We start from the raw sequence: 25,252 nt of genomic DNA on the forward strand, positions 1-25,252 counted from the left end.
ACGAATAGAGGACCTGCTGCGCACCCTGGCGCCGCAGGTCCTCGGCGTGCTGGCTAGGACCCACGGACAATTCGATGCCTGCGAGGACGCAGTCCAGGAAGCACTCCTCGAGGCCTCCCTTCAGTGGCCAAGCACCATGCCGGACAACCCGAGGGCGTGGCTGATGGCCGTCGCAAGCCGCCGAATGGTGGATTTTTACCGCAGCGAAAGCGCCCGCCGAACCCGTGAGGAACGCGTCGCATCCCTGGACGTCGAATTTTCCTACAGCTCCGCCCCGGAAGCCGACGACACCCTCACGCTCATGTTCCTCTGCTGCCACCCTGCTCTGTCCGCACCTTCGCAACTCGCCCTAACGCTCCGGGCAGTTGGCGGACTCACGACGGCGGAAATCGCCTCTGCTTTCCTGGTCCCCGAAGCGACCATGGGACAGCGCATCAGCCGCGCGAAACAGGGGATCCACAAGGCGGGAGCCACCTTCACCATGCCGCCGGCGTCCGAGCGCAAGGCAAGGCTCGGCGTCGTACTTCACGTCCTGTACCTGATCTTCAACGAAGGCTACGCCGCAAGCTCGAGTCCGTCCCTGCAGCGCGAGGAACTCACCACTGAGGCCATCCGGGTGACGCGACTGCTGGTGGCCGCTGCGCCGCGTGAGCTCGAGGCCACCGGCCTGCTGGCACTGATGCTGCTCATCGATTCCCGGAGGGCGGCGCGTGCTCTGCCGGACGGAACACCGGTGCCGTTGGCGGAGCAAAACCGAAGCCTGTGGAATGGAGAGCAGATTAAGGAGGGCATCGCGCTGTTGTCCTCCGTCTTGGGGCGTGGGGCGGCCGGGCCGTATCAACTTCAGGCCGCAATCGCCGCCTGTCATGCGGAGGCGGCGTCTGCTGCCGAGACTGATTGGCCGCAGATTCTGGCCCTGTACACCGTCCTTGAAGCAGTGGCACCCAGTCCGGTGGTAACTCTGAACCGCGCGGTTGCCGTGGCAATGGTGCATGGGCCGGCCGCTGGTCTGGAGGTGCTGGTCGGATTGGATGCGGCGCTTGGCCGGACCCACCGGCTGGACGCAGTGCGTGGCCATCTACTGGAAATGTCCGGCTCTTACGCCGAGGCTCGAGCAGCGTACCTTTCCGCCGCCAAGAAGACCGGAAGCCTGCCGGAGCGAAAATACTTAATGGGAAAAGTAGCGCGGATGGATGAGCAATAACCCCATATAGTCGAATTCATGGAACAACGCATACTTGGCAAGACCGGCCGGTCCGTCTCCACCGTCGGACTGGGAACGTGGCAACTGGGAGCCGACTGGGGTTCCGTCACCGAAGAGGACGCCTTTGCCGTCCTTGAAGCCTCGGTGGAAGGCGGCGTCAATTTCTTCGACACGGCAGACGTGTATGGAGACGGGCGCAGTGAGCAGTTCATCGGACGCTTCCTCCGCGCCCACCCGGACCTGAACATGACGGTTGCCACCAAGATGGGCCGCCGCGTTGATCAGATTCCCGAGAATTACACGCTGGACAATTTCCGGGCGTGGACAGACCGCTCCCGGCGCAACTTGCAGCAGGACACCCTGGACCTGGTCCAGTTGCACTGCCCTCCCACCTCCGTTTACAGCAACGACGGTGTCTACGACGCCCTGGACACTCTGGTCAGCGAGGGTGCCATCCGCAACTACGGCGTCAGCGTCGAGCGTACCGACGAAGCCCTTGCAGCCATCAAGCGCGGGAACACCGCTTCTGTCCAGATCATCCTCAACGCGTTCCGCCTCAAGCCCCTCGACGAGGTGCTGCCCGCAGCGAAGGAAGCGGGCGTTGGCATCATCGCCCGCGTCCCCCTGGCTTCCGGTTTACTTTCCGGGAAGTACACGCCGGACACCGAGTTCCCGGAAAACGATCACCGCAATTACAACCGCGATGGTTCTTCATTCGACGTCGGCGAGACCTTCTCCGGCGTCGATTTCGCAACCGGAGTCAAGGCTGCGCAGGAGTTCAGCGGACTAGTTCCCGACGGCGTCAGCACCGCCCAAGCGGCCCTCGCCTGGGTGATCGCCCAGGACGGTGTCACCTCGGTCATCCCCGGCGCACGGTCCGCTTCGCAGGCAGCGGCAAATGCCGAGGCAGGTGGGCTGCAGTCTGTCGGAGCAGGCCTGACCGACGGAGTGCGGGATATCTATGACCGGTATTTCCGCGAAGCAATCCACCCGCGCTGGTAGCTGCCGGGCCGCCGTCGGGCCTTAGCGTTCGACGTCGTTACCAGCCGCTGCGCGTCGGCGTGTGTCCCTTTCGGGCTTCTTCGGGCATGGACATTTCAGCACGCAGTCCGAGGAGCCGGATGGGACGCTCCGGCTCGATTTTCCCGGTGAGTTCCAGGGCCTGCGCGAGGACTTCTTCCCTGTCGAATGACTCGGGGATCTTCCTCGCGTAGGTCTTGGTAAAAAATGGCGCGTAACGGACTTTCAGGGTCAGACCGATCACCGGCCGCCCCTCGGCTGCCACATCTTCCAAGACACGCGCAGTCAGTTCCTTGATGGCGTCCTGGATCTGCTCGGCCTGTGTCAGGTCCTGCTGAAAGGTGGTCTCGCGGCCGTGAGCGCGGGCAACCCAGGGAGTGTCGTCCACTTCGCTGGCACCTTCACCGCGTCCCAACTGGGCATACCAAGGGCCCATCTTCGGGCCGAACTCCGGGACGAGATCCTGGGGATTGGACGCTGCCAACTCAGCCACCGTAGTGATGTGGTGCTTTGCCAGCCGCTGCGACACTTTGCTTCCAACGCCCCACAATTCCTTGGTGGGCTTATCGCCCATGACGTCGAGCCAGTTCTCCTTGGTCAGCCGAAAGATGCCGGCTGGTTTGCCAAAATCCGTGGCATTCTTTGCCCGGACCAAGGTGTCGCCAATGCCCACGCTGCAGTGCAGCCGGGTTTGCTCCAGTACCGCAGTCTGGATCTGCTTGGCATACGCTTCCGGGTCATCGGTTTCGATGCCCACGAAAGCCTCGTCCCAACCAAGCACCTGAACCGTGGCACCCGGTTGTGCCCGCAGGGTGGCCATCACCACCTCCGATGCCGCCAGGTAAGCCTCTTGATCCACCGGCAAAATGATGGCGTCGGGCACTTTGCGGGCCGCGATCCTCAGTGGCATGCCGGACCCGACGCCGAAAGCCCTCGCTTCGTAGGAGGCGGTGGACACTACGGCCCGTTCCGTGGGATCTCCCCTGCCACCCACAATGATCGGCTTGCCCGCCAGCTCAGGCCGGCGGAGCACCTCGACGGCAGCAATGAACTGGTCGAGATCGACGTGGAGTACCCAAGGGTTTCCGCTCACGGCACCAGTTTGCCCTAATGCGTTGCTTTGGCTGTACCTTCACCACCTTCTTTGATCCGCTGAGGCGCAGGAATCAACCTATTACGGGTGCATTCGGGCAAGTTGGCCGCCAAAGTGGGTGGTGAAGGCTCGCGTCCAAAGTTGGCTCGCGCCCCGCCTCCCGTCACGAAGCGCCAACTTCGGTCACAAATTCACTGGGGAATGAAGCCCTCGCGCCTGTCAGCTGGTAGCCGGCCGAAGAAGTGAGCCGAGGTTTACTTCATGGCAGATTTGCTGTCCGCCCTGGCCGCAATGGCCTACGGACGGCACGCGCGGTCCACAGTCCTCCAGGATGGCGGGAAGGAGGCTCGCATTCCTCTAGTGTTGGAGGCAATCAGGACGACGTCCTGATGCGCCGTTAACGAACAATGGACCCGATTGCAGTCGGGTCCTTGTTCAGCGTGGTGCGCTCATTTGGTGCGGTTGGAGGGCTGTAGAACCTCAAACATCACCTCTTGAGTCTATGGCCTCACATACTAAGGGCGCAACGCTTGTTGCTCCGTTAGCTTGGCCGCGCCCTGTTCCTTCGGGAGGAGGTGTCGGCATGACTTCCAAACGTAAACGCGCGGAATCATGGGGCGCCTGGAACCTGGCGGTCAACATCATCCGACTAGTCGTTGATGTCGCCCGCTGGTTCTGGCACAACATCCCCTAGCCGGGAGCGGTGGCCGCCAGCAATGCTTGGCGGCCACCGTCAAGCTTTGCTGGCCTCGGTCACTGCCAAAGTGGGTGGTGAAGGCTCGCGTCCAAAGCATCCGCCCCTCGGGCATAAGCTGAGACGTGCAGTTTTCACTTTGGCTGGCTCTTGTTGGTGCCGGCACTCTGATCAGTTTCACTCCCGGCGCCGGTGCCATCTTCACCATGAGCAACTCGCTCAATTCCGGCTTCCGACGCTCAATCTGGGGCATCCTCGGACAGCAGGTGGCTTTGGTCATCCACATCCTCATCGTGGCCTTGGGCGTTGGAGTGCTGGTCTCCAATTCTCCGGTGATCTTCAACGTCATTCGCTACGCCGGGGCCGCCTATTTGGTGTATCTCGGCATCAGGCAGTTCCTGCACAAGCCGGACCTCGACCAAGAAAAAGTTGAGGATAAAAAGAACGAGTCCGCCCTTTCCATGTTCCAGCGCGGCATCTGGGTGAACCTGCTGAACCCGAAGGCAATCGTCTTCTTCCTTGCCTTCATGCCGCAGTTCATCCGCCCGGATCAGCCGCTGCTTCAGCAATACGCGGTGCTGACCACTACGGTCATCATTATCGACATCCTGGTGATGTGGTTCTTCTTCGCATTCGCGGCGCGGTCCTTCCAGAGATTCACCCACGATGAACGCGGTCAGCAGATCCTCAACCGGGTCTTTGGCTGCTTGTTCGTCCTGGTGGGCATACTCTTGGCCGTCATTCACTAACCACAAGGTCCCGAACGCACGCGGCTGCTACCGTCATGGGCATGGAAGCGGACTGGATCGAACATCGACGAGCGGACGACGGCGAGCACGTAGGGTGGATGAAGCCCATGGACGACGGATTTGTGGCCCTTGATCTGCTCGGACGCCCGCGGACCGATGTTGTGGACTGGTTGAGCGCGGAGGAAATTCTTGACGAGCTCGGGCTGCGCTACCTCGCGGACCCGTACGAGTTAATGCTCGACGACGACGGCGGCTGGCTGCGCGTGCGGATAGCGGAAGTTACGCCGTCTGTAGTGCGGGTGAAAAAGGAAGATTGGGGCGATATGACCGCGCCCCAGATCTACTTCACAGTTCCCAACCCTGTCTCGGAAGAGCAGCTTCGCCCACTCCTCCCCAGCCCCGCCGACTAGCTCAGAGACGTAGATCCCCGAACCACCAGCGAGCTCTCAAGGGTCAGGTGTGGTTCGTCCAGCGGCAGGCCTTCCATGAGTCCCCGAAGCTGCTCCCCCGCTTTACGTCCAAGGGGCGTTGCCGGCAGGTGCACGCTGGTAAGGCTGGGGTTGCTGGTGGCCGAGTAGGGCAGATCATCAAAGCCTGCCACGGCCAACTCCTCAGGTATTTGAACACCCTCAACGCGGGCTTCCTGCAGCACGCCGTAGGCATGCGTATCGGTACCGCAGACGACGGCGGTAACCCCCTGGCGCTGCCACTCCGGCCATGCTTCGGCGAAGGCGGAAGCGGCAGCACCGACGTCGATCGGGGTACTGATGACGTGCCCATCGGCCACTGAGAGTCCACACGCAGCAGCCTCCGCCAAGAAGGCTTCGCGGCGCAGCTGGAATGTAGTTGTCCCTGTCACGCCATCCACGTAGGCGGCCCGGGTGTGCCCGGAGGACGCCAAATGCCGGGCAAGCTCTCGCGCTCCCTGGGCAACATCAAGGTTCACTGACGGCGCGTAGGACTCAAGGCCCGGGGCGTCCAACAGCACAAGGGGCCCGGCAGCCGACAGGTCCTCCAGGAATTCTGCACTGGGAGCGCCCACCAGCAGGCCTGCGGGCCTCAGGGCAAGCAATTTGCGGACATCGTCGGCCTGGGGTGATTCACCGGCGTCGGTCACTGACAGCAGCAACTGATACTGGGAGCCCAGCGATTCCCGAACCCCTGCGATGACGTTGGCGAAGAACGGGTTGGACACGTCCGGTGTCACCAGAATGACGATGGAGCTGACCCCGCGAGCCAGGGAACTGCCGATGCTGTCCACCACATAGCCGAGCTCAGCGATGGCGGAGCGGACCCGGGAAATGTTGTCCTCGGAGACGCGGCCCTGGGTTTTACCGTTCGCCACCAAGGAGACGGTGGCCGTCGAAACGCCTGCGCGGGCAGCCACCATCGCGGCCGTCACGCGAGGTGAGCGGGGCGCGCGGCCATGGCGCCGATCCAGGGATTCCATGCATCGATCGTAGCGGTCTCAAACCGCTTTGACCTGCGAGAAGGCATCAAGCGCTTGACGCACGGATCAGGGGAAGAGTTCGGCATCAACGTTAAGCGTTTGACGTACTGCACAAAGCAGTGCCAGAATTCCCCTGAATGCTTAGCGCCCTGCCCCGGGCAAGTACCAGGCAGGCCCCAATGACGTGGAGAGAACCGTGGAACCCAACACCATGACACCAGCACGCAAGAAGATCATTCTTGACTGCGACCCTGGCCATGACGACGCCGTGGCGTTGCTGCTGGCGCACGGCAACCCGGACATCGAACTGCTGGCCGTTACAACGGTGGTGGGAAACCAGACCCTGGAAAAGGTCACCCGTAACGCCCTTTCGGTCGCAACCATCGCCGGCATCACCGGTGTCCCCTTCGCCGCCGGCTGCGACCGCCCGTTGGTCCGCACCATCGAAACGGCACCCAGCATCCACGGCGATTCCGGCATGGACGGCCCGGAGCAGCCCGAGTCCGCCATCGAGCTGGACCCGCGCCACGCCGTCGACCTCATCATTGAAACTGTCATGGCACATGAGCCGGGCACGGTCACCCTGGTCCCCACCGCGGGCCTCACCAACATTGCGATGGCCGCCCGCAAGGAGCCGCGCATCGTTGAGCGTGTCAAGGAAGTTGTCCTCATGGGCGGCGGTTACCACGTGGGCAACTGGAGTGCCGTGGCCGAGTTCAACATCATTATTGATCCCGAAGCCGCGCACATCGTGTTCAACGAAACGTGGCCCGTGGTGATGGTCGGCCTGGATCTCACGCACCAGGCGCTGGCCACGGACGAGGTGGTGGACCGGATCGCGGCCATCGGCACCAAGCCGGCCAAGTTCGTCATGGAACTCATGGACTTCTTCCAGAAGACGTACAAGGACGCCCAGGGCTTCGACTTCCCACCGGTCCACGACCCCTGCGCGGTGGCCTACGTTATCGACCCCACCGTCATGACCACCCGCAAAGTCCCCGTGGACATCGAGCTGCAGGGCAAGCTCACACTCGGCATGACCGTTGCTGACTTCCGCGCCCCGGCCCCGGCGGACTGCCACACCTCCGTGGCCGTGGACCTGGACCACAAGAAGTTCTGGGATTTGGTCACCGACGCGATAGTCAGGATCGGCGAACCAACGCTCGACGCCGACGCTGACGCCACCGCTATTGCTGAGACCGTTCTGGTTGGAGAGGCCAAATAATGCCCACCCTCGCAGAAACAAAGCCCTCCCGCGGCAACGTCACCGCCCTCATGGTTGCGCTGCTGGCGGCCTGCGTAGCCTTCCAGCTCAACGCGTCCATGCTCAGCCCGGCCCTGGTCACCATGGGCAACGAGCTCAACACTGACCAAGCCACGATCGGCCTGTCCCAGACCTGGTTCTTTACGGCTGCCGCACTGTTCTCCCTCTTCCTGCCGCGCCTGAGCGACATCGTGGGCCGTAAGAAGATCCTCGTAGGCATGATGATCCTGATGGCCGTTGGCTCTGTCATCGCAGCCATGGCACCGGACGTCACATGGCTCTTCGTGGGCCGCATCATCCAAGGCGTCAGCGGTCCCACGGTTCCGCTCTGCCTGATTATGCTCCGCTCCGCGGTCACCAACCCGCGCAAGTACGGCACCCTCATGGGCCTCATCACGGCAGTCAACGGCGGCGTGGCGGGCGTGGACTCATTCGTTGGCGGCTACTTTGCTGAGAACTTTGGTTTCCGCAGCATCTTCTGGCTCATGGTTGCACTGGCCTTGGTAGCAACTGTCCTGATCGCCGTCCTGGCCGGCGAAAGCAAGCCCGCCGCCGGTACCACCATGGACTGGCTGGGCGTGTTCTTCATCGTGGTCGCTGTGGGTGCCCTGCTGACGGCCCTGAACGAAGGCGCCAAACTGGCCACGGCCTTCGACGCCGGAACCCTGACCTTGGCAATCGTGCTCACGGTGATTGCCGTCGTCGCGTTCCTTGCGTTTTGGACCGTGGAGAAGCGCGCCAAGCAGCCCATGGTGGAAACCGTGCACCTGCGCCAGCGCTCCACGTGGGCTCCCCTGCTGACCACCACCCTGACCATGACGGGTATCTTCGCGGTCATCAACGGGATCGTCCCCGCCTATGTCCAAGCCGCAGATCCAGGCTTCGGCGTCGGCCCCACCGAGATGTCGCTCATCGTCCTCACCCCGTACGCCCTGCTAGGTTGGCTGTTCGGCCCGATCAGCGGCCGCCTGGCACCCGTCCTCGGCTACACCAAGGTCCTGCGAATCGGCCTGATCGGCAGCCTGGTGGCATTGGCGATCATTGCATTCTTCGGCCTGAACAACCTGCCCATGATGATCGTGGGCACGGCCTTGCTGGGCATCATGTACGCCGGTACCGTCAACATCATGCTGAACGGACTGGGTGTGGTTCTCTCGCCGCAGGGCAACCCGGGCTTCCTCCCGGGCATGAACGCCGGCGCCTTCAACCTCGGCGCCGGACTGAGCTTCCTTGTCCTTCCGGCAGTCCTCGTTGCAACAGCGTCACTGAATGACAGCAAGGCTTCCTACCTGACCGTTGTGGTGGTGGGCCTGGGCATCACACTTGCTGCCTTCGCCGCATCTCTCCTCATTCCCAAGCCGGTGGACGCTGAAGTGACCGAGAACGAGAAGGTGACTGCATGACCCGCGCACCCAAGGCGGGAATCGTCGTCGTCGGCTCCCTGAACGCCGACCTCACCATCTACTGCGACCGTCTCCCACAACCCGGTGAGACAGTCCACGGCAATGGTTTCGCGGTGAACCCCGGCGGCAAGAGCGCCAACCAGGCGGTGGCTGCCAGCAAGCTCGGCGGTCAGGTCAGCTTGATCGGCGCCGTGGGCGACGACTCCAATGGCGCAATGCTTCTGGACTCGACGGCCAGCGCCGGCGTGGACGTTTCCCGCGTCCGGCGCTCGGATAAGGCCACCGGCGTCGCGGTCATTTCCGTGGACTCCAGTGGCGAGAACAGCATCATCATCTCGGCCGGCGCCAATGGCGCGCTCAGGCCTGCGGACATCACGCCCGACGTCTTCCAGGACGCCGCTGTGGTGTGTCTCTGCCTGGAGGTGGGGATCGATACTGTGACTGCCGCCGCCCAAGCAGGGCACGACGCCGGAGCGACCGTTCTACTCAACCTCTCGCCTTACGCGGAGGTGCCGGAGCGGTTGGCCGGGTTGAGTGATGTGCTGCTGGTGAACGCGCACGAGGCGTCATTGTTCCTTGGCACGGAAGCGGACATTCCTGACGCTGAAGCGGAGGCCGAGGCGTGGGAGCCGGTCCGGAGCCAGTTTGCAGACCGTGGCTTGCAGCGGGTCCTGGTGACCCTCGGCGCTCGGGGTTCCGTGGTTTTGGATTCGCTGGCACGTGGTGCTGAAGACCAGATCACCCGCATTGCCCCCACACGCGTTTCCGCCGTTGACACCACGGGTGCCGGCGACGCCTTTACGGGTGCTGTCGCTGCGCGTCTGGCAGCCGGGGACTCCCTCGCCGCCGCGGCGTCCTTCGCCTCAGTTGCCGCCGCGTTGGCTGCAACAAAGAAGGGCACGCAGACCGCGTACCCCAGCATCGCCGACGTCGAGCAGCTGCGGGGCGCCTAGTCCCGGCACCGCACCCAACCAGGTCGCATTTAAGCGCGTTTGGAACTCCCAAAACGCGCTTAAATGCGACCTACATGGGTTAGGCGGACTTGCGGGCCGCGCGTTGTGCTGCGCGCTCAACTGCCTTGCGGGACACTGCGCCGTGGCCGGCCATCAGGCGGGGAACCACAAAATACACGGCCGTGGGAACAACAAAGGCGGTCAGGATGAGTGCCCGGAGGACCGGATGGAGCGGCTCCATGATGGGGCCGAGGAGCAGCATGCCGATGGACACCAGCGGGAAGATGGCGAGCCAGGTGATGAGAGCCCGCATGTGGACGGAGGGTCCCTGCGGGCGGGCCGCCGGCGCTGTGGGTTCAAGGGTGACTTCGGTGGTTGTTTGTGTAGTCATGGCAGTCTCCAACTAAACGGTTGCTTTTGGCTTGAAATCACAATATCCCCACCGGCCAACAATTACAACCATCCAGTTGGAAACTGGTAATATGACTCCTATGGCATGGGACACAGAGCGAACCAAGGCGCTGCTACTGGAGGCAGCTACCAGCGAGTTTTGCGCTGCCGGATTGGCCGGTGCCCGCATTGATCGCATCGCTGCTGAGGCAGGGGTCAACAAGGAACGGATCTACCAGTACTTCGGCAATAAGAACGCGCTCTTCGACGCCGTGATCGTTGCCGCCCTGAGCTCCCTCATGGACGAAGTCCCCATTGAAGGCAGGGGCCCCGAGGCCATGGCGGATTACGCCGGCAGACTTTTCGACCACCACCAGAAGGACGCCACCGCGCCCCGCCTTCTGTTCTGGGAAGGACTGGAGCGGGGCACGGAAGTGGTGGGGCTGCCTAAGCGGATGGCCAACTGTGCGTCGAAGGTCAACAGCACCATCGCTGCCCTGCCGGGAGTTTCCCGGGAAGACGCCGGGGATCTCCTCATCACCATCGTGAGCTTGTGCGACGCCGCTCCGGTACTGCCGGCACTGGACGGACTCATGGCCGGCAATGACCCCGGCCGGGCCGAAAGGCGACGCGCCGCCGTCGTACGTACCGTTTATCTGGCAGCCGCAGCGCTGGCCGCCGAAGCCCAGGAACCGGCCCACACCCAAGCCTAACGAAGCCCCTCGCTCAAGCACCGTGACAGCTTTGACAGGAAAAGTGACTCAGCTGTGAAGTTGCCCCTAGCCAAGAGGGGGCGCCATGAACCATGCTTGCTGCATGTACTCAACGACGAGCCCATACCGCATCATCACGGTCTGCACTGGAAACATCTGCCGCTCGCCCATGGCAGCGCTCATACTCACCGAAGCCCTCGACGCGGAAGGGCTCGGCGAGCTCGTAGTGGTGGACTCCGCGGGCACTACGGGGTACGAGGTGGGACACCATATCGACCCCCGCGCCGCACGGGTCCTAACAGCCCGGCACCTCGCTTCCGAGGACCACGTTGCCCGCGAGTGGCGGCGTGAATGGTACGCCGCACGGGACCTGATTCTCGCCCTTGACGTTGACCATTTCGGCTGGCTCCAAGAAGGCGCCCCGGATCACGCCTCGCTCGAAAAAGTACGGATGCTCCGCAGCTTCGATCCCCACATGGCAGGCCGCAGCTCCCTGGACCTCGGCATCGAAGACCCTTGGTACGGCGGCCACACGGACTTCGACACCACCTGGACGCTTATCAAAGCCGCCATCCCCGGGATCGTGCAGTACGTCAAAGCAGCCATCGTCGCATCCCAGGACGCGAAAGCCAACGAGCCCCAGCAGGTAACCTCTATGACATGACCCCTGCACCCGTGATCATCGCTGTTGACGGCAGGTCCGGCGCAGGAAAAACCACTCTGGCCGTTGAACTGGCGGCCCGGCTGCGGCAACACCACAAGGTTTCCCTGTTCCATCTGGAGGACATCTACCCCGGCTGGAACGGCCTCATGCCCGGCATTGAGCGCTACATCGGCACGGTCCTTAAGCCGCTCAGTGAAGGCATGGCTGCAGAGTGGACCAGCTGGGATTGGGACAAGCATTACGACGGCGGCCTGAACGTTACGCTACCCGCCGAGATCGTGATTGTTGAAGGGGTAGGAGCGGCAGCCGACGCAGCCCGGTCCATGCTGGACGCCGTGGTGTGGGTGGAATCCCCCGGCGACGACCGCCGTCGTCGTGCCTTGACACGTGACGGAAGCACCTACGAACCGTACTGGGACAGCTGGGCCGCTCAGGAAGATGAGTGGCTTTCGACTGATCAGGTGGTGGCCGCCGCCGATGTCCGGGTGCAAAACCAGGCCGATGGCAGTGCGCCGGACGACGTCCTGCGGGCCCTCATGTACTTGCCTTCAATTGCTTCGATCTTGTCGCCGGAACTTAGTGCGCGGCGCGGATTGCAAATGCGATCCGAACGACTGGAGGCAACGCCCGACGCTGCGCTTCTGTTCGCTTCCCTCTACGGCAAGTCCACGAACGCGGTGTGGCTGGATTCTTCCAATGCCTCCGCCGTCGCCGGCCGTTCCCAAGCTGCCTCGCGCAGCCGCTTCAGCATCCTGGCTGACGACGGCGGCACGTTCGGACAGTCGGTGCTGCACCGGTCCGGAACTACCCACGTAACAGCTGGCTCCGCGTCCGTCAGCACCTCCGGGCCGTTCTTCCGTTGGCTCGATTCCGTCTGGGGCCGTCGGGCGGTCCGCGCCCCCCGCGGCTACGACGGCCAGTTCACGCTCGGTTGGCTCGGATATCTCGGCTACGAACTCAAGCGCGAAACCGGCGGGAACGACGTCCCCTCCGACACCCCGGACGCCGCCCTGCTCTTCGCCGGCCGTGCTGTAGTGCTGGACCATCGCGAGCAAACCGTCTGGCTGCTCGCCTTGGACGCACCCGACGCCGGGGAATGGTTCCGCGAGGCGCGCTCCGCCGTCGAAGCTGCTTCCGCTGAAGCCAGACCCGCTGCCGCCGAGGCCGCTGGTGCTCTTGCCGGCGGCGCAGCCCACCCCCGGACGGTTCCCGAATTCGTCAGCCGGGACTCCGCTACGGATTACAAGCGCAAGATCGCGGACTCGCAGCACCAAATCAGCGAAGGAAACTCCTACGAGATCTGCCTGACCACCACCCTGGAAGCCCCCGCCGGGGATTTGGATCCCTGGGCGAGCTACCTCGCACTGCGGCGCCGCAACCCGGCACCCTTCGCCAGCTACCTTCGGTTCGGCGAACTGGTGGTGGCGAGTACGTCGCCTGAACGGTTCCTCCGCATCATGTCCGACGGCGGCATGCGCGCCGAGCCGATCAAAGGCACCCGTGGCCGGTCTGCTGACGCTTCCGAGGACGCTGCTTTGCGGCAGGACCTCGAGACGTCGCTGAAGGACCGCGCGGAGAACATCATGATCGTGGACCTGCTGCGCAATGACCTCAGCCACTTCGCGATCCCGGGTTCTGTGACTGTCAGCAGGCTGTGTGCGATCGAAAGCTACGCCACTGTCCACCAAATGGTGAGCACCATAGATGCGCACCTTCGTCCGGGTGCCCCGAGGGCGGAAGCCCTGGCCGCAGCCTTCCCTGCCGGGTCCATGACAGGTGCGCCGAAGATCAGCACCATGGACATCCTCGACCAACTCGAATCCGGGCCCAGGGGGATTTACTCCGGCGCTATCGGCTACTTCTCCATGAATGCCGCCACGGATCTTGCCGTGGTGATCCGCACGTTGGTGGTGAATCCTGATGGCGCCGGCGGGCGGACCCTATCCCTCGGCGTGGGTGGGGCCATTACCGCGGATTCCGTGGCAGATGACGAGTACGAGGAAATCCGGACCAAGGCTTTCGGTGTGCTCTCCACGCTGGGTGCTGACTTCCCGGGCTGAGTTTTTGTACAGCTAATGCCCCTAAAAGTGCCTCTTAAGGGCGTCAGCTGTACAGAACTACTGGAGCGTGGCGGTCAATCTGGCCACGTTATCCACATACTTGGCCAGTGGGGGTCTATCCATCCAGTCATCCAACATAAGCTCTCGGGACACCTCGCGGTAAGTGGACTCCACGGCGCGCATGAGGTTCACGGTTTCGGCGCCCAGGAGCATCACCGAAACTTCCATGTTCAGTGAGAAGGAGCGCATGTCCATGTTGCTGGAACCAAGAACGGCCACTTCGTCGTCAATAGTGAAGTGCTTGGCGTGGAGGACATACGGCGCCCGGTACAGGTAGATCCGCACGCCGGCATTCAGCAACGCCTCGTAGTAGGAGCGCTGGGCGTGGTGCACCAGGAATTGATCGCCCTTTTCGGAGACGAAGAGCTCCACATCAACACCTCGCTGCGCGGCGGTGGTGATGGCGTAGAGGAGGGAGTCGTCAGGAACGAAGTACGGGCTGCAGATGGAGATCCGGTGCTGCGCTGAGTAGATCAGGGTGTTGAACAAGCGAAGGTTGTTCTCCGTGGCGAATCCCGGACCACTCGGCACTACTTGGGCAGTGACCTGCCCCGGAGACGGCTGGTTTGGCAGGCGCAGCTGGTCCTCAAGCGACTCGTCGGTTTCACTGAGCCAGTCCGTGGCGAAGACTACGTTGAGTGTGGCCACGATGGGACCCTCAAGCCGGGACATGAGCTCAACCCACTTACGGCCCACCTTGTGGTGTTTGGGATTGTTGTACGAGGGTTCAATCAGGTTCTGGGAGCCGGTGAAAGCAATCAATCCGTCGATCACCATGATCTTGCGGTGGTTCCTCAAGTCCGGACGCCTCCATTGACCATGGATGGGCAGCAGGGGAAGCATCCGCTTCCATTGGATCTTCCCTGCTTTGAGCCTCCGGATCAGGCGACGGTATCCCTTGACCCGCAGCGTTCCAATGTGGTCAAAGAGCAGCCTGACAGTGACACCGCGTTCAGCCGCCTTCTCCAACTCAGTGAGGAGTTCGTCCGTGACGGAGTCGCTGCTCATGATGTAGAACTCGGCGTTGATGTAGCTCTGGGCACCCTTGACTGCTTCGGCCATGGCTTTGATGGATTCGTGGTACCCAGGGATCAGTTCGACCTTGTTCCCGTCAACCATGGGCAGCGAACCGAGGCGATGATTCAGCTCGCCCGCGGACTTCACCCATTCCGGCCCCGAGTAGACGCTCACCGGATCGGCAAGATCGGATGTCACGGCACGGACGCGCCGATTTACTTCTTCCTGTTGCTCACGCCTGCGCTTGGACAGTTTGAAATTGCCGAAAAGGAGGAAGAGAACGAACCCTACGGAGGGGATGAGGAACACGGCCAAAAGCCAGGCCATGGCAGTGGTTGGACGCCTGTTGCCGGGAATGATGCCCAGAAGGAGTATGCGCATGACCACTTCCGCGATGGCCCACGCACCCAGTAACCAGGTCCACTCCTGGCCAAACGGAAAAGGAAAGAGCACCCTACAAACCCCCACGCTCCAAGAACAACAGTGACCTCAGCCTATCCGGCAAAGTCATCCGCAACGGCACCGCACTAAGCTGGGACCATGACTTCACCTGCTCCCACGGTCCTGGTTTTCCTGGATCCTGCCTTCGAAAACGGTCGCGTTGCCGATTCCAGCCAGCCCCAGCTCATGGCTACGGACCTTGGTGCCACTCGTGGCGATGGCGTGTTCGAATCACTCCTCGCCGTTCAAGGACGTCCCCGCAAGGTGCAGGCTCATCTGAACCGGTTGAGCAGTTCCGCGGCAGCCTTGGACCTGGTGCTTCCTGAGCAGGATGCTTGGCGCAAGGCGATTGATACCGCCATTAGCGAGTTCCGCGATGCCCACCCGGCCCCCACGCCGGAGGAGGACGAGGTTGTGGTCAAACTGATCGTGACCCGTGGTGTCGAAGGCGCAGCCAGCCCCACATGCTGGGTGCAGGCTTCCCCTTCACCCGCGGGCAGTCGCCGGCAGCGCGAGACGGGCATCGACGTCGTACTTTTGGACCGTGGCTTCGACACCGAAGCCGGCGAGCGAGCGCCGTGGCTGTTGCTGGGCGCCAAGACTCTGTCTTATGCGGTCAACATGGCTGCGCTTCGTTTTGCGCATAAGCAAGGCGCAGATGACGCCATTTTCACGTCTACGGACGGTCGCGTCCTGGAAGGCCCCACATCCACTGTGTTGCTGGCGCACCTTGAAACAGTGGACGACGGCGGAGGTTCCGTCAGGACTGTCCGTCGCCTCATCACGCCGCAGCATGACAGCGGAATTCTGCCCGGCACCTCGCAGGGGGCATTGTTCGCAGCGGCGAAGGCCGCAGGGTGGGAGCTCGGTTACGGGCCGCTTGTCCCGCAGGACCTGTTCGATGCCGACGCCGTGTGGCTCATCTCGAGCATCCGTTTGATCGCTCCCGTGAATCACATCAACGGCAAGGAAATCGGTACACCGGCTGTTCGCAAGCAGCTCACTGCCGAGCTCAACGCATTGTTCGCGGGCATCGAGTAAATCAGCGGGCTTCGAAAGTTTCGCTTGCGTTGCTCCGCTAGGAACCTAGCAGATGGCAAGTAGAGTAATCGCTCGAATGACTCAATGATTAGAACTTCTTGCCCTCGGCCGTGAGTGATCTGCGCGTTCAATCGCGTTTCTTAGGCTCCTTGAAATGGACATTCGTCATGTGATGAATCTTGTACTCGTGTTAGTTGGATCACGTCCGGCTGGTACTACTTCAGACTTTGCTGGCTAACCTCCCGGAGGGAATATGGGACTCAGCTCCCCCACAGAAGCCGAAGCATCGGCAACCGAGGCGCAGTCTCAGACTGACGCCTCTCAAACAGGACTTCGCCGGTCCATGGAGGCCCGGCACCTGGTCATGATCGCCATGGGCGGCGTCATCGGCTCAGGCCTGTTCGTCAGTTCCGGATACACCATCTCCACTGCCGGGCCCTTGGGTGCGGTCCTCGCCTTCCTCATAGGCGCCGTAGTGGTCTATTTGGTGATGGCATGCCTCGGGGAGCTCGCTGTTGCGTTCCCCGTCTCGGGTGCCTTCCACATTTATGCTGCACGCACCATCGGCCCGGCAACCGGCTTTGCCACCGCCTGGCTCTATTGGCTCTGCTGGGCCGTGGCTCTAGGTTCCGAGTTCACCGCAGCGGGCCTACTCATGCAACGCTGGTTCCCGGGCGTTGACGTATGGATCTGGTGCTTCGTCTTCGCCACTGCCCTGTTCACCCTGAACGCCATTTCATCGCGCGTCTTTGGTGAATCGGAGTTCTGGTTCGCGCTCATCAAGGTCGCCGCCGTCGTCGGCCTGATCATCCTGGGCGGCGCCGCCTTGGCAGGATTCCACCCCCTGGCCCCTGGCGAGTTCCCCTCCTTTGGCGAAAACTTCAACACGCCAGACGGGTTGTTCCCCAACGGTTTTACCGGCGTCTTCGTCACCTGCCTGGCGGTCTTCTACGCCTTCTCGGGTTCCGAGCTGATCGGGGTTGCCGCCGGTGAGACCGCAAACCCCGGCGCGAACATCCCCAAAGCAATGCGGACCACTGTCATCCGGCTCATGATCTTCTTTGTTGGTGCGATCGTGGTCATCGCAGCCACCATCCCGTACGAACAAGTCAGCGTGGACGAGAGCCCGTTCGTCACGGTCTTCTCCATGCTGGGTATCCCGTACGCCGCGGACATCATGAACTTCGTCATCATCACGGCACTGCTTTCCGCCGGAAACTGCGGGCTCTTCTCCTGCGCCCGCATGCTCTTTTCGTTGGCTGATGAAGGACACGCGCCCAAGGCTTTCCGAAAGTTGACCAAGCGCGGGATCCCCATGGTGGCCCTCTGCGTCAGCATGCTGGGTGGCCTGGCGTCACTGATCAGCAGTGTGGTGGCCGCGGAAACCGTCTACCTGGTGCTGGTCTCCGTGGCCGGTTTCGCCACCGTTGGTGTGTGGATGTCAATCGTCGCTTCACACTTCATCTACCGGCGGACCTTCATCAAAAACGGTGGCGACCTCAGCACGCTGCCGTATAAGGCTCCCCTGTTTCCGCTGGTTCCGATCCTCGCGTTCGCGCTTTGCTTGGTGTCGCTGATCGGCATCGCGTTCGACCCCAATCAGGTGGCAGCTCTCTTCTTTGGCGTTCCGTTCGTGGGCGCCTGCTACGCCATCTTCTACTTCAAGTACGGACGGCGCCGATCGCTCAAGAAGGCAGTGGACGCCTAGTCATTACTGGGTATGCGGCTTTCTGACCCTCTTTGACTGCAGATCAGCCCTTGGGCAACCTTTCCCTGTTGCCCAAGGGCTGACCTCGTCTCAAACAGGGTCAGGAACCATCGCGGGCCGGGCCTCCACCACCCACTTTGGTTTCCAAACCTCCCGACACGCCTGCTAGGGGGTGTGTTGGGGAGCTCCCGCCGCCAAAGCAGGTGGTGGCCGCACGGTTGAGCTTTGGGTGAAATTACGACGACGGCACTCGCCTCGCCTGCCCGCCCCCGGGTCTGCGGGTTCCTGACCTTCTTTGGATGCAGGTCAGCCCTTGGGCAACCTTTCCCGGTTGCCCAAGGGCTGATCTCGTCTCAAACAGGGTCATGGCCCTTCACGGGCCGGGCCTCCACCACCTACTTTGATTTCCAAACCTCCCCGACACGCCTGCTAGGGGGTGTGTTGGGGAGCTCCCGCCGCCAAAGTAGGTGGTTGCCGCCCCCCCTTTAAGCGGTTGAACCTACTTCTTGGCAGCGCGGACCGGGTGCTCACTCAAGATGGACAGCCGGTTGAAGGCGTTGATCCCAATAGCCGCCATGCAAAGCACGCTGATCTGCTCGTCGCTGTAGTGCTGGCGCGCCTGTTCGAAGAGCTCCGGGCTGGGCCTCGATGAGCTCATGCGGGTGATCTGTTCCGAAATTTCCATGGCCACCACTTCGGCAGGCTCGAACAACTGCACTTCCTTGTAGACGGCAACGAGGGACAGCCGTTGTTCCGTCTCGCCATATTTCAGGGCCCGCCGGTGGTGAAGATCCAGGCAGAAGGCGCAACCGTTGATCTGCGAGCACAAGTAGTTGACGAGTTCAAGGGTGCGGCGCGGGATGCCAAGCCGGTCAGCTTCGTCCACCAACTGCTGCGAATAGTGGCTCAGTGTCGCGTAGAGATCCGGCTGCTGCTTATCCAGATAGCCGGCCAGCCGTGGTTTTGTTTCCTGTTCAGGCATGCTTGGAGCCTAGCGCAACGGGGGTTCCTGTCCCCGCTTCAGCTCCTCAATGCGGAGGCGTAAGAAGATGATTGCGAGCACCAGGGCGTAAATTACCAGAGCCGCGACAGCCACCATCAGCAGGGTGTAGAGAACCCCAACAAGTGAAAACAAGAAAACCCCCAATTTCGCGGCAGCAAGGTGCCGGGCCGGAGCTTCAGATGCTAGCAGCCCTCGAGAAAACCCGAGGGACATGAGAGAGGATCCGCCCCAAACCCGAGGGACATGAGAGAGGATCCGCCCCAAACCCGAGGGAAGTGAGAGAGGATCCGCCCCAAACCCGAGGGAAGTGAGAGAGGGTTCTACTCGCGCGCGGCAGGGGTGTCTGCGGCGAGCCGGATGCCGTGCTCTGCCAGCCACACCGGGTTGAAGGCCTTGCTCATATAGTTCGTACCGGCGTCGGGCGCTATGGCCACCACCACGGAACCGTGCGGCGCGGCGCGAGCCACGCGAATGGCCGCAGCTACAGCGAGCCCGGAAGACGGACCGAGCGCGAGCCCTTCCTCATCAAGGAGTCGGTGGACGGTGGTGTAGACCTCGTCGTTGGGGATGCGCAGGAAACGGTCCACAATTGAGCGGTCGAAGGCTTTGGGCCATTCAGGCTCGGGCCAGGAGTTGCCCACGCCGTCCACCAGGATCTCGCCGGGATGGCCCCCGCTGTAGGCGGAGCCGTAGGGGTCGGCGCCAACAACCTCCACATGCCCGCCGGGACGCGCGGCAGCCACCTGCTCCTTCAAGTACCGGCCATTCCCGCTAATGGTTCCGCCCGTCCCGATGCCCGCAACGAAGTGAGTGACCAAGCCGCCGGTCTGCTCCCAGATCTCGGGCCCGGTGGTTTCATAGTGCGCCATGGGGTTGGCAGGGTTGTCGAACTGCATCGGCCGCCACGCACCGGGGGTCTCGGAGGTAATACGCGCTGCCACGGCACGGGCGTTCTCCGGCGATTCCGACGGCGCGTTCCAGTCGGTCAGGATGACGCGGGCGCCATAGCTGTGCAGCGCGGCGAGCTTCTCTTGGGAGATCGTGTCGCCCGTAACCACCACTACCGGGTGTCCCGTCAGGTGCCCGATGAGGGCCAGACCAATCCCGGTATTTCCGGACGTGCTTTCCACAATCGTGGCCCCCGGTTTCAGCTCCCCGGACTTTTCCGCCGCCCGAACCATGCTGAGCGCCGTGCGGTCCTTGATGGAGCCGCCCGGGTTTTCGGACTCGAGCTTGATGTGGATGGTGCTGCCCAGGCCGCGGCCCAGCGCCTCCAACTTCACCAGTGGCGTGTTCCCCACCTTGTCCAGGACTGAGGCGTCCAGCCCGTCAGGGACGGAATCGGCCGCGTGCACTCCATGTTTGCGGATTACTGCACTCACCACGTCTTCTCCCCTGTCTCCGCAAGCTCCCGGGCAACGGCATCCCGTAACTCCGTCCTCGCCCGCTCCACTAAGTCCGGCGCTGATGGCCGGTGGGCAAGCACGTCTGCGAGTCGGCCCACCACTAAGCCGGTTCCCTTTCCCAGCGGCTGCGCGGCCCCCGCTTCCAGCAGCAGGTACGACGCCGTCAGCGCTTCGATCACCAACAGTTTTTCCGCAGCCTCCACCGACTTTTCGAGTTGCTGCAGGGCGAGCGGGGCCAGCGTTGAATGGTCCTCGACGTCGGCGGAAAGGGTAGGGGCTCCCAGCGTCGCCGGGGCGGCAAGGAACTTGAGCTCGGACAAGAGTCCGGCGGCCGAGTACCAGAGCAGCCCGGGAAGTTCTTCCTGGGCCAGGCCCTCCCCGGAGGATGCCGACTGCAGATGGCGGGCGCGGATAGCCCGCTGCGGCGGATACAACTTGGCGATGCGACGCTCACTGGAAATACCAACGTGCGCCAACGCCAGCCGCAGACCCTCAAAAGCAAGGGCCAGCTGCATCGGTTGGAAGTTGCCGCCGGACACCATGTGACCGGATTCGACATCAACCAAGGGATTATCACCGCGGCCGTTCAGCTCCACGTCCAAGGCAGAGCCGAGCTGCGTCACGAATGTTCGAAAGGCCCCGTGAGTCTGCGGTGCGGCCCTAAAGGACAACGGATCCTGAACCGACACTTCGGGGCGAATATCCTCCAGCCACCCGCCGCTCAGCAGGCTACGGACGGCAGCTGCCGAGTCGCGCTGCCCGTCCACCGCCTTGGCTGCCTGAATTGTCGGCGAAAACGGGCTGAGGTTCCCGCCGCCGTCGTACCTTGCGATCGTCTCCAGCGAGAGGGAAAGTGCGACGTCGGCCAGCCCGGCCACGTGCTGCAGCCGCAGCAATGCGAGGGTTCCGGCACCTACCGAGTAGGCGTTGGCGCTGACCAGGGCGAGAGCCTCGCCGGGTGCAAGAACCAGGGGCTGGAGTCCGGCGTCGGCGAGCGCTTTGGCACCGGAGATCAGGGTCCCGTCCGCGCTGAACGCTTCACCCTCCCCGATGGCAACGGCGGCGACGGCGGCAAGTTGGGTCAGGTCCGACGAGCCCACCGAACCTTCGCACGGGATGGCTGGAAAGACGCCGCGGTTGAGCATGTCGGCATAGAACGTAGCGGTCTCGGGGCGCACTCCCGAGCCGCCTCGGCTGAAACCGATCAGCCGGGTGAGCATCACGGCGCGGGCGGCAGCGCGGTCCAGATACGAGCCCACCCCGCTGTTGTGATACCTGACCACCTGGACTTGGTAGGCAAGGAGCGAGTTCTCCTCCACAGCCGTATCGCGGCCAGATCCCAACAAGGTGTTGAGTCCGTACACGCGCTGCCCTGAGGCCGCTGTCTGTTCCACTAGCTCTCTCGACCGCAGCAGCAAAGACAACGCATCCTGGTTCAGCTCCACGTGAAACGTAGGCTCCTGAGCAGCAAGTGCAACGTCCGCAGCACGCACGGGAGCTGCGCCAATCACTAACTTCTTCAGATTCCCGGAGACCATTAGAAATCCAGGAGGTTCTGCCGGAACCCGCCGTTGCCGTAACTCTTCCTCAACAGGCCGCGACGCCGCAGTTCGGGCGTGAGCTTGTCCAGCACACTGTGCACGGTGACCGGGTCCACAAAGCCGGAGAAGAGGAACCCGTCGCCACCCACTTCAGACCCTGTCGATTCCAGGTAGTCGGCAATTTCGCCTGCCGTGCCGATAATCGAGTCACCCGCCCCGCCACTGCGTGCCTGGAGGATCTGGCGAAGCGTGGCACCCGGAGGGGCTGCCTTGGCGAAGTGCTCCAACGTGCCTTGGTTGCTGTTGGTGCTCAACTCGGGCAGCGGAGCGTCGAGATCGAATTGCTTGAAGTCGATCACTGACAGGTAGGAGATGGAGTTCAGTTGGCTGTCGATGTCGCGCTGGGTGAGTTCCCGCCGCTGAGCTCGCAGTTCCTCGGCCTCGGTTTGGGTACCAACAACGGTAGGCTTCAGGACGAAAAGTACCTTGACGTCGTCCGGGTTGCGTCCGGCTTTCGCAGCTTCGGCGCGGATCGAGTCCCGGTAGGACTTCATCCCGTCAACGCCACGGGCCAAAGCAATGGCTACGTCAGCATTCCCGCCGGCAAACGCCTTTCCCCGGGGAGAGGCACCGGCCTGAACCAGTACAGGTTCCTCAGGCAAAGGCGCTGTGTTCAGCGGACCCCTGACCTTGAAGAAGTCACCCTGGTGGTTAATGGGGTGCACTTTGCTGTGGTCGGCGAACACTCCTGCGTCAACATCCTCAAGCACGGCGCCAGGTTCCCAACTGCGCCAAAGCCGCCTGACGACGTCGACGAATTCCTCAGCCTTCTCGTAACGGAGGTCATGTTCGATCTGCTGGTCCAGCCCGTAGTTCTGGGCGGCGAGGTCGCTGCCCGAGGTGACAACGTTCCAGCCAAGCTGCCCCTCGGAGAAATGCTGCAGCGTGGCCAGGAGCCGGGCGGCAGTGAAGGGCGGGTAGAAGGAAGCACTGACCGTCGGGACAATCCCGAGGTGCTCGGTGGCGGAGAGAAGGTAGGGGACCAACGCCAACGGATCATGTTTCGGGGCGAAAGATGCGTGTGCCAGAGACACCTCAGCAGAGCCGCCGTAGGTGTCCGGAACGGTAAGGGAATCTTCAATGATGAACAGGTCCAACCCGGATCGCTCAAATGCCCGGACGGCTTCCTGGTACAGGGCGGGTTTCTTCCAGTCGTACCCAAGCCCATAGCCGGGGGTCCCCCACCCCTGGACACCGAAACCGTGGCCAACAAACCATCCAAAGTGCAGCATGGGCTTGAGTGTAGAACTGCTTTGTCCGTTCACCGCGACCTGATTTCATGCGAAGTTACAGGGGGTCGTACTGGGTCAATTATGCTCCCGGGACGTCACATTTGGGCTGGACTCATAACGGCTTGGATGTCCACATACAGCGTTGGCCTTGTTCCGCAAACAACATTGGTCCGGAATGATCGCTGTATGAGCTCACCCACCCGCACTTCCGCCAAGGATCGTCTCTCGGGCGTCTGGGCGCTCAAGGGGTACAAACGTGAATGGCTGCGGCACGACTTCGTGGCGGGTGCTGCACTGTTTGCTCTGCTGGTTCCTGCCGGCATGGCCTATGCGCAGGCCGCCGGTCTGCCACCTGTCACCGGGCTCTACGCCACGGTGATCCCGTTGCTGGTCTACGCCGTGGTGGGCCCGTCCCGCATTCTGGTCCTGGGACCCGACTCATCCCTTGCCCCCATGATCGCCGCAGCTATTGTTCCCCTTGCAGCTGGCAGTAGTGAAAGATCTGTGGCACTCGCCGGGCTGTTGGCTGTGTTGATCGGGGTGATCATGCTCGCGGGCTCCGCCCTGAAACTCGGTGCCATCACCGGGCTGCTGTCCAAACCCATCAGGCTCGGATACCTGAACGGAATCGCATTGCTGGTGGCGTTGTCCCAGCTCCCGGCGTTCCTGGGGATAGAGGCCGACGGCGACATCTGGCAAAAGCTCGCGAACGTCACCGCCGGGTTACTGGGCAGCGAGGTCAACATCACCGCGCTGTTGCTCGGCATAGGTTCCTTGGCGCTCATCTGGATTCCCAAGCTTCTGAAGTGGAAGGTGCCCGGCGTATTGCTGGCGGTGGTGGGTTCATGCGTTGTAACGGCTGTTTGGGGCCTGAACGACGACGTCAAGGTCATCGGGGTTTTGCCGCAGGGGCTGCCGATGCCGGCGCTCGGCGGAATAGGCTGGGCTGACGCTCTTACGTTGCTTCCCGCTGCCGCCGGTATTGCCCTCATGGTCTTCGCAGACACCGGCGTCCTGTCCCAAACCCTGGCAGCCAAGGAAGGAAAGAAAGTTTCGGGCAACAGGGAGATGGCAGCCCTTGGGGCAGCCAACGCAGCCACCGGCTTGCTGGGCGGATTCCCCATCTCCGGCAGTACCTCGCGCACGCCTGTAGCTGTGGACGCCGGCGCCAAATCCCAGATGACCGGGGTGGTTGGTGCGGTGCTGGTTGTGGCTTTCATGCTGTTGGCTCCCGGAGTTACCGGGTACCTTCCTTCCGCAACCCTGGCCGCCGTCGTCATCGCCGCGGCGATTGCCCTGGCAGACCCCGCCGGTGTTAAGCGGCTCCTCAGCCTGAGCCGAAGCGAATCCGTGGTGATGTTGGCAGCATTCCTGGGAGTCCTAACCGTAGGTGTGCTGCAGGGAATAGTCGTAGCCATAGCCTTGGCACTTCTGGACTTTGTTCGGCGGGCTTGGGATCCGTACCGGACAGAACTCGGAGCCAAGGATGGGCTCCCCGGGTATCACGACCTGGAGAGGCACCCCGACGGCGAGCGCATCCCCGGACTCCTGATCCTCCGTTTCGATGCACCTCTGTTCTTCGGCAACGGGCAGGTTTTGGCGGCCTTTGTCCGGGAACAGTTGGACGAAGCCCCGGAGGAGGCTGCGGACCCGATCACCCACGTCATCCTCGCCGCAGAGCCCATCACCGGGATCGACACCACAGCGCTGGATGACCTCGTCACGCTGGATGAATGGCTGGCCAGTAAAGGCGTGGGTCTCGTGTTCGCCGAACTGAAGGGACCTGTCAAGGACAAATTGATCCGTCTGGGCACGGCCGCCCGTTTTACGCCGGACCACTTCTTCCCCACAGTTGGCGCCGCAGTGCGCGCGCTGCGAAACGAATAAGGGAAGCAGCCGCCGATTACGCAACATGACGACCGGACAATACCCCGCAAGTGCAGTCCGAGGCCCGTGGATGTTACGTTTTTCTTGAGTAATGAGCACCAGCGCACAGCCCTGACTTGCTGGTCGGCAACCCTCTCTCCGGCGGGGTGCCTCAGGTGACTACTCGGCGTATCGACAACTCGAACTGCAAGCGTGACTG

Annotated in this window: 22 protein-coding genes and 1 riboswitch; of the genes, 13 read left to right on the forward strand and 9 right to left on the reverse strand. The window is 62.6% G+C overall.

Features of this window, described 5'->3' with window-relative positions:
• Positions 1 to 4 precede the first annotated feature (4 nt).
• On the forward strand, positions 5 to 1,204 hold the full coding sequence (locus J7I86_RS13355; RefSeq protein WP_396019882.1) for an RNA polymerase sigma factor: 1,200 nt from the start codon (positions 5 to 7) through the stop codon (positions 1,202 to 1,204).
• An 18-nt stretch (positions 1,205 to 1,222) separates the two neighbouring features.
• The gene (locus tag J7I86_RS13360; RefSeq protein ID WP_214820531.1) at positions 1,223 to 2,206 is read left to right on the forward strand and encodes an aldo/keto reductase; all 984 of its coding nucleotides are present in this window, start codon (positions 1,223 to 1,225) and stop codon (positions 2,204 to 2,206) included.
• Positions 2,207 to 2,243: 37 nt separating this feature from the next.
• Here J7I86_RS13360 and J7I86_RS13365 read toward each other — a convergent pair whose 3' ends face one another.
• Positions 2,244 to 3,317: a DNA polymerase IV gene (locus tag J7I86_RS13365; protein WP_214820533.1), complete on the reverse strand. Its 1,074-nt coding sequence runs from the start codon at positions 3,315 to 3,317 to the stop codon at positions 2,244 to 2,246.
• A gap of 819 nt (positions 3,318 to 4,136) precedes the next feature.
• Here J7I86_RS13365 and J7I86_RS13370 point away from each other — a divergent pair.
• Both J7I86_RS13370 and J7I86_RS13375 read left to right on the forward strand, forming a co-directional pair.
• Positions 4,137 to 4,760 (forward strand): LysE family transporter, encoded by a 624-nt coding sequence (locus J7I86_RS13370; protein WP_214820535.1) that lies wholly within the window; start codon positions 4,137 to 4,139, stop codon positions 4,758 to 4,760.
• A gap of 41 nt (positions 4,761 to 4,801) precedes the next feature.
• On the forward strand, positions 4,802 to 5,170 hold the full coding sequence (locus tag J7I86_RS13375) for a hypothetical protein (RefSeq protein WP_214820537.1): 369 nt from the start codon (positions 4,802 to 4,804) through the stop codon (positions 5,168 to 5,170).
• Here the strand turns inward: J7I86_RS13375 and J7I86_RS13380 are convergent.
• The gene (locus tag J7I86_RS13380; RefSeq protein WP_214820539.1) at positions 5,167 to 6,210 is read right to left on the reverse strand and encodes a LacI family DNA-binding transcriptional regulator; all 1,044 of its coding nucleotides are present in this window, start codon (positions 6,208 to 6,210) and stop codon (positions 5,167 to 5,169) included. The genes J7I86_RS13375 and J7I86_RS13380 overlap by 4 nt on opposite strands.
• A gap of 211 nt (positions 6,211 to 6,421) precedes the next feature.
• Here J7I86_RS13380 and J7I86_RS13385 point away from each other — a divergent pair, with 211 nt between their 5' ends.
• Genes J7I86_RS13385 through J7I86_RS13395 form a run of 3 tightly spaced genes read left to right on the forward strand, consistent with a single transcriptional unit; the run spans position 6,422 to position 9,830 of the window.
• On the forward strand, positions 6,422 to 7,435 hold the full coding sequence (locus J7I86_RS13385; protein ID WP_214820739.1) for a nucleoside hydrolase: 1,014 nt from the start codon (positions 6,422 to 6,424) through the stop codon (positions 7,433 to 7,435).
• Positions 7,435 to 8,877 carry an MFS transporter gene (locus J7I86_RS13390; RefSeq protein WP_214820540.1) on the forward strand — a complete coding sequence of 481 codons (1,443 nt, stop codon included), beginning with the start codon at positions 7,435 to 7,437 and terminating at the stop codon, positions 8,875 to 8,877. Before J7I86_RS13385 ends, J7I86_RS13390 begins: the two co-directional genes overlap by 1 nt.
• Positions 8,874 to 9,830 (forward strand): ribokinase, encoded by a 957-nt coding sequence (locus J7I86_RS13395; protein WP_214820541.1) that lies wholly within the window; start codon positions 8,874 to 8,876, stop codon positions 9,828 to 9,830. Before J7I86_RS13390 ends, J7I86_RS13395 begins: the two co-directional genes overlap by 4 nt.
• A 79-nt stretch (positions 9,831 to 9,909) precedes the next feature.
• Here J7I86_RS13395 and J7I86_RS13400 read toward each other — a convergent pair whose 3' ends face one another.
• Positions 9,910 to 10,221 carry a hypothetical protein gene (locus J7I86_RS13400; RefSeq protein ID WP_214820542.1) on the reverse strand — a complete coding sequence of 104 codons (312 nt, stop codon included), beginning with the start codon at positions 10,219 to 10,221 and terminating at the stop codon, positions 9,910 to 9,912.
• A gap of 100 nt (positions 10,222 to 10,321) precedes the next feature.
• Between J7I86_RS13400 and J7I86_RS13405 the strand changes: the two genes are divergently transcribed.
• The 3 genes from J7I86_RS13405 to pabB all read left to right on the forward strand — a co-directional run bounded on the left by J7I86_RS13405 (position 10,322) and on the right by pabB (position 13,657).
• Positions 10,322 to 10,933: a TetR/AcrR family transcriptional regulator gene (locus J7I86_RS13405; RefSeq protein ID WP_214820543.1), complete on the forward strand. Its 612-nt coding sequence runs from the start codon at positions 10,322 to 10,324 to the stop codon at positions 10,931 to 10,933.
• Positions 10,934 to 11,036: 103 nt separating this feature from the next.
• The gene (locus J7I86_RS13410; RefSeq protein ID WP_214820544.1) at positions 11,037 to 11,597 is read left to right on the forward strand and encodes a low molecular weight protein-tyrosine-phosphatase; all 561 of its coding nucleotides are present in this window, start codon (positions 11,037 to 11,039) and stop codon (positions 11,595 to 11,597) included.
• Positions 11,594 to 13,657 (forward strand): aminodeoxychorismate synthase component I, encoded by a 2,064-nt coding sequence (gene pabB, locus J7I86_RS13415; protein WP_214820545.1) that lies wholly within the window; start codon positions 11,594 to 11,596, stop codon positions 13,655 to 13,657. The genes J7I86_RS13410 and pabB overlap by 4 nt, the downstream gene beginning before the upstream one ends.
• Positions 13,658 to 13,714: 57 nt before the next feature.
• On the opposite strand, the gene cls is transcribed toward pabB, so the two are convergent.
• Positions 13,715 to 15,187: a cardiolipin synthase gene (gene cls / locus J7I86_RS13420; protein WP_214820547.1), complete on the reverse strand. Its 1,473-nt coding sequence runs from the start codon at positions 15,185 to 15,187 to the stop codon at positions 13,715 to 13,717.
• An 87-nt stretch (positions 15,188 to 15,274) separates the two neighbouring features.
• Here cls and J7I86_RS13425 point away from each other — a divergent pair, with 87 nt between their 5' ends.
• Both J7I86_RS13425 and J7I86_RS13430 read left to right on the forward strand, forming a co-directional pair.
• On the forward strand, positions 15,275 to 16,216 hold the full coding sequence (locus tag J7I86_RS13425) for an aminodeoxychorismate lyase (protein WP_214820549.1): 942 nt from the start codon (positions 15,275 to 15,277) through the stop codon (positions 16,214 to 16,216).
• Positions 16,217 to 16,469: 253 nt separating this feature from the next.
• Positions 16,470 to 17,924 carry an amino acid permease gene (locus J7I86_RS13430; protein WP_214820551.1) on the forward strand — a complete coding sequence of 485 codons (1,455 nt, stop codon included), beginning with the start codon at positions 16,470 to 16,472 and terminating at the stop codon, positions 17,922 to 17,924.
• A 499-nt stretch (positions 17,925 to 18,423) separates the two neighbouring features.
• Here J7I86_RS13430 and J7I86_RS13435 read toward each other — a convergent pair whose 3' ends face one another.
• From J7I86_RS13435 to J7I86_RS13455, 5 genes are all read right to left on the reverse strand, one after another.
• A complete protein-coding gene (locus J7I86_RS13435; protein ID WP_214820553.1) occupies positions 18,424 to 18,906 on the reverse strand; it encodes a carboxymuconolactone decarboxylase family protein in 483 nt (160 codons plus the stop codon).
• Between the two features lie 9 nt (positions 18,907 to 18,915).
• Positions 18,916 to 19,059: a hypothetical protein gene (locus tag J7I86_RS13440; protein WP_214820555.1), complete on the reverse strand. Its 144-nt coding sequence runs from the start codon at positions 19,057 to 19,059 to the stop codon at positions 18,916 to 18,918.
• A 188-nt stretch (positions 19,060 to 19,247) separates the two neighbouring features.
• Positions 19,248 to 20,312 carry a PLP-dependent cysteine synthase family protein gene (locus tag J7I86_RS13445; RefSeq protein ID WP_214820557.1) on the reverse strand — a complete coding sequence of 355 codons (1,065 nt, stop codon included), beginning with the start codon at positions 20,310 to 20,312 and terminating at the stop codon, positions 19,248 to 19,250.
• Positions 20,306 to 21,871 carry an aromatic amino acid ammonia-lyase gene (locus J7I86_RS13450; protein ID WP_214820559.1) on the reverse strand — a complete coding sequence of 522 codons (1,566 nt, stop codon included), beginning with the start codon at positions 21,869 to 21,871 and terminating at the stop codon, positions 20,306 to 20,308. Before J7I86_RS13450 ends, J7I86_RS13445 begins: the two co-directional genes overlap by 7 nt.
• Entirely contained in the window at positions 21,871 to 23,199 is a 1,329-nt protein-coding gene (locus tag J7I86_RS13455; RefSeq protein ID WP_214820561.1) for an NtaA/DmoA family FMN-dependent monooxygenase, read from the reverse strand. The genes J7I86_RS13450 and J7I86_RS13455 overlap by 1 nt, the downstream gene beginning before the upstream one ends.
• A gap of 153 nt (positions 23,200 to 23,352) precedes the next feature.
• On the opposite strand from J7I86_RS13455, the gene J7I86_RS13460 reads away from it, so the two are divergent.
• A complete protein-coding gene (locus tag J7I86_RS13460; RefSeq protein WP_214820563.1) occupies positions 23,353 to 25,053 on the forward strand; it encodes a SulP family inorganic anion transporter in 1,701 nt (566 codons plus the stop codon).
• 87 nt (positions 25,054 to 25,140) lie between these two features.
• Positions 25,141 to 25,252: riboswitch (SAM riboswitch) on the forward strand.

It is taken from the genome of Arthrobacter sp. ISL-95 (genome assembly GCF_018613695.1).
GTDB lineage: Bacteria > Actinomycetota > Actinomycetes > Actinomycetales > Micrococcaceae > Arthrobacter.